Origin of the sequence: Streptomyces ossamyceticus, from assembly GCF_001418475.1 — a bacterium.
Classification (GTDB): Bacteria; Actinomycetota; Actinomycetes; order Streptomycetales; family Streptomycetaceae; genus Streptomyces; species Streptomyces ossamyceticus.
In genome coordinates this window covers 1-3,842 of record NZ_LIQX01000907.1, presented here as the reverse complement: position 1 = coordinate 3,842, position 3,842 = coordinate 1, and the positions used below count along the sequence as shown (strand labels likewise).

Genomic DNA, 3,842 nt, shown 5'->3' with positions numbered 1-3,842 from the left:
ACACTCCTCGCAACCTGGACCGGCGCCTGCCCCACCTGCAACCGCGACATACCCACCCGCACACTGACCTGACCAACCACTACTAGGATCCGGGACATGGCGTTGACGATGGACGACGTGGACCGGTTCGAGGCGGCGAGGCCCCGTCTGGAGGCGATCGCCTATCGGCTGCTCGGCTCGGCGAGCGAGGCCGAGGACGCGGTGCAGGAGACGTTCCTGCGCTGGCAGGGGACCGACGCCGAGCGGATCGAGGTGCCCGAGGCCTGGCTGACGAAGGTGCTCACCAACCTCTGCCTCAACCAGCTCACCTCGGCCCGCGCCCGCCGGGAGACCTACGTCGGCCAGTGGCTGCCCGAGCCGCTGCTCGCCGGGGACCCGATGCTCGGCCCCGCCGACACCGCCGAACAGCGCGAGTCCGTCTCGTACGCGGTCCTCACCCTGCTGGAGCGCCTCACCCCCAATGAGCGGGCGGTGTACGTGCTGAAGGAGGCGTTCGACTACCCGCACCGGGAGATCGCCGAGATCCTCGACATCAGTGAGGCCGCCAGCCAGCAGATCTTCCACCGCGCGAAGAAGCACGTCGCGGCCGGCAAGGCGCGCACGGAGATCGACGAGGCCGCGGCCCGGCGGATCGTCGAGGAGTTCCTCGCGGCCGCCACCAGCGGGAGGACCGAGCCGCTGGTCAAGCTGCTCACCGCGGACGCCATCGCGGTCGGCGACGGCGGCGGCAAGGTCCCGGCCCGTGCCAGGGCGTTCGAGGGCGCCCTCGCGGTCGCGAAGTTCATGCGGGGCCTGTTCAAGCCGACCCCGGCCAAGCGGGCCATCATCGGCGGCTCCGCCGAGATCCACGTCACGACGGCCAACGGCGGCCCCGCGATCCTCGCGGTCGTCGACGGCCGGATCGTCGGGGTCACCTGCCTGGAGATCGACGCGGACGGCATCGTCGCGTTCCGCAGCCAGGTCAACCCCGACAAGCTGGAACGCGCGACGGAGGTCTGGGCGGCCAGCGACCACGGGGAACCCCTGTTCCACGCCTTCTGACGCACGCGACCCCGACCCCGTCGAGGAGCCGACCGCCGATGGCGTCCGACGGCGTCCGGCGGCGTTCGACGGACCAGGTCACCCCTCCCCACGGGAGTGTGACCTGGTTCACATCCACTTCCTGTCAGGAATCCGCGGGCTGCCCGGTTCAAGGGGCGTGACCGAGCAAGGCAGAGCGTCGGACCCGCGCAGACAGGAGCAGGACATGCAGCACCGCATCATCGTTCTCGGAGCCGGCTACACCGGAGCCACCGCCGCCGGGCGCCTCGCCAAGCGGCTGCACCGCGACGACGTCGCCATCACCCTCGTCAACGCCGAGCCGGACTTCGTCGAACGCGTCCGCCTGCACCAGCTGGCGGTCGGCCAGGACCTCAAGCCCCGTCCGTTCGACGAGATGTTCGCCGGTACCGGCGTGGAGCTGAAGCTAGGCGAGGTCGCCGGCATCGACGCGGACCGCAGGACGGTCTCCGTCGTCGACGCGCACGGCGCCGGGACGCAGGAACTGGAGTACGACACCCTCGTCTACGCCCTCGGCAGCGGCTGGAACCCGCAGGGTGTCCCCGGCACCGCCGAGCACGCCCACGAGATCTCCGGCCGCGCCGGGGCGCTCCGGCTGCGCGAGCGCCTGGCCGGGCTGGGCGCCGGCGAGCCCGTGGTCGTCGTCGGCGGTGGACTCACCGGCCTGGAGGCGGTGACCGAGATCGCCGAGAGCCGCCCCGACCTGGATGTCGCCCTCGTGGCCCGCGGCGGCTTCGGCGACTGGCTCTCCGACAAGGGCCGGGCCCATCTGCGGAAGGTCTTCGGCAGGCTCGGCATCACCGTGCACGAGCACGCCGCCGTCACCGCCGTCGAGGCCGACCGCGTCGTGACCGACGGGACGTCCGTCCCGGCCGCGGTCACCGTGTGGGCGACCGGCTTCGCCGTCCACCCGATCGCGGAGGCCACCACGTTGGAGGTCTCGGACGGCGGCCGGATCGTGGTCGACAGGACCATGCGCTCGGTGTCGCACCCCGAGGTGTACGCCATCGGCGACGCGGCCCTGGTGAGGGGCCCCGGCGACAAGCCGCTGCGGATGTCGTGCGCCTCGGGCGTCCCCACCGCGTGGCAGGCCGCCGACGCCATCGCGGCCCGCCTGACCGGCGCCGAGCCCCCGAAGGTGCCGATCCGCTACTTCCAGCAGTGTGTCTCGCTGGGCCGCAAGGAGGGCCTGATCCAGTTCGTCACCGCCGACGACCAGACCCTCCCCAAGGCCCTCACCGGCCGCCTCGCCGCCCTCTACAAGGAGATCATCTGCAAGGGCGCGGCCTGGGGCGTCGCCCACCCGACGGTCGGCAGCATGCCGGCCCGCCGCCGGCGGACGGTCCACAAGCCGACCGGAACCGTCCGGGGCGACGCGGCGGGGCAGCCGGAGCGCACCGTCGAGGCGGCAGCCTGAGCCGTACGACGCGGACGGACCGCCCCGGAAGGCGCGGGCCGACCCCCACGGCAGACCCGTCCGGACGACGAAGCGGGGCTCTCGACGAGAGGGCCCCGCTCGGCGGCGCGGTCGTGCCCCGCTCGGCGGCTGGGCGCGGCATCCCCCTTCGGCGGCCTGCGCGCGACCCGCTCCGCAGCCCTGACGGCACCGGTCCCCGGCCCGGACCCCCGCCGCGGCGCGGTCCGCCTCAGAGGTACCGAGCCGATTCCCTGTCGTACAGGGCGCGCAGCCGGGGTGCGCGGACGGCGGGCAGGCGGGACAGGGTGTGGAGGAAGACCTGGTCCACCAGCCACAGCGACCGCCAGGGGCGTGGCGGCAGGGGATCGTCGCGTTCGACCCCGTCGGGCAGCCGGCCGTGCACGGGTACGGGAGGGCGGTCGGCGGGGAAGGCGAGCCCCAGCCACACCTCCGCGTCGAGCGGTACGGCCGCGACGCCGGGGGGCGGCGCCCACGGCTCCCCGGTCTGGGGATGGCGCGGGACGATCGCGATGTCCGGCACCGGGTCGGGGACGGGCAGCCCGGGCCCGGCCAGGGCGGCGCGCAGGGCGGGCGGGCCCGGCGGGAGCAGGGTGTCGAGGGGCGGGCGGAACGCCGCGGCGAGCGGACCGTCGGGGACGCCGACCGGCGCACCGCCCGAGGCCGCCACCAGATGGGCCAGGGTCACGGAGACCGCCAGTTCCCAGCGGGGGTTCCAGGCGCCGTTCGCGTCGACCGGCGGGCTGCCGTGCTCCCGCTCCACGACGGCCGACCAGGCCATGACGGGGCGGGGCGCCCCGTCGGCGACACGTCGGACGGCGTTCGGCGCGAGCCAGGTCGCCTGCCACAGGGAGCAGTCGTCGATACGGGTCCCGACCTCCCGCCCGCACCGGGCGCAGGCCAGGTTGGGGCCGTCACGGCCGTCGAGACCGCAACAGAACCCGCCGGTGCGCTCGGGGATCAGTACGGTGCCGTGGGCGTCACCCGGTGCCATGACGATCGCGCCGGGCGCCCCGCGGGACAGGCTGTACACGGGCGCGAACACCCCGCGGGCCTCCGCCTCGGCCGGGTCGATCTCGCTCCACCGCCGCCACGGCGGCCCGGAGGGCTCCGGGTCGACGGCGTACGTCCCCGCTTCCATCAGCACGGGCAGGGCATGCCCGTTGCCGTAGGTGTGATGGGCGTACGCGACCCACGCGACCCGCGACAGCGGCGCCGTCAGCACGGCGTCGCACCGCGCGCACGTGAACACCTCCACGGGCCCCTCCCCCTGTCCGCCCGCAGGAGTATGGGGCGCCCGGCGCCCACGGGGCCAGGGCTTTTCGGCGCGCGGTGCCGGTCAGCGGGC

The 3,842-nt window shown here is 74.6% G+C and carries 3 protein-coding genes; 2 read left to right on the top strand and 1 reads right to left on the bottom strand.

What is annotated here, in order from left to right; translation table 11 throughout:
* Positions 1–96 precede the first annotated feature (96 nt).
* Positions 97–1,041, top strand: a complete 945-nt coding sequence (locus tag AOK15_RS40410) for an RNA polymerase sigma-70 factor (protein ID WP_055524143.1) — start codon at positions 97–99, stop codon at positions 1,039–1,041.
* A 205-nt stretch (positions 1,042–1,246) separates the two neighbouring features.
* Entirely contained in the window at positions 1,247–2,476 is a 1,230-nt protein-coding gene (locus AOK15_RS40405) for an NAD(P)/FAD-dependent oxidoreductase (protein WP_055524140.1), read from the top strand.
* A gap of 229 nt (positions 2,477–2,705) precedes the next feature.
* On the opposite strand, the gene AOK15_RS40400 is transcribed toward AOK15_RS40405, so the two are convergent.
* Complete coding sequence (locus AOK15_RS40400) at positions 2,706–3,752, bottom strand: hypothetical protein (protein ID WP_055524138.1); 1,047 nt, start codon at positions 3,750–3,752, stop codon at positions 2,706–2,708.
* Positions 3,753–3,842: the final 90 nt, after the last annotated feature.

Excerpts from the sequence above, each read along its gene's own strand:
- AOK15_RS40410 (WP_055524143.1), top strand. The coding sequence starts at position 97 with ATGGCGTTGACGATGGACGACGTGGACCGGTTCGAGGCGGCGAGGCCC.
- AOK15_RS40405 (WP_055524140.1), top strand. The coding sequence starts at position 1,247 with ATGCAGCACCGCATCATCGTTCTCGGAGCCGGCTACACCGGAGCCACC.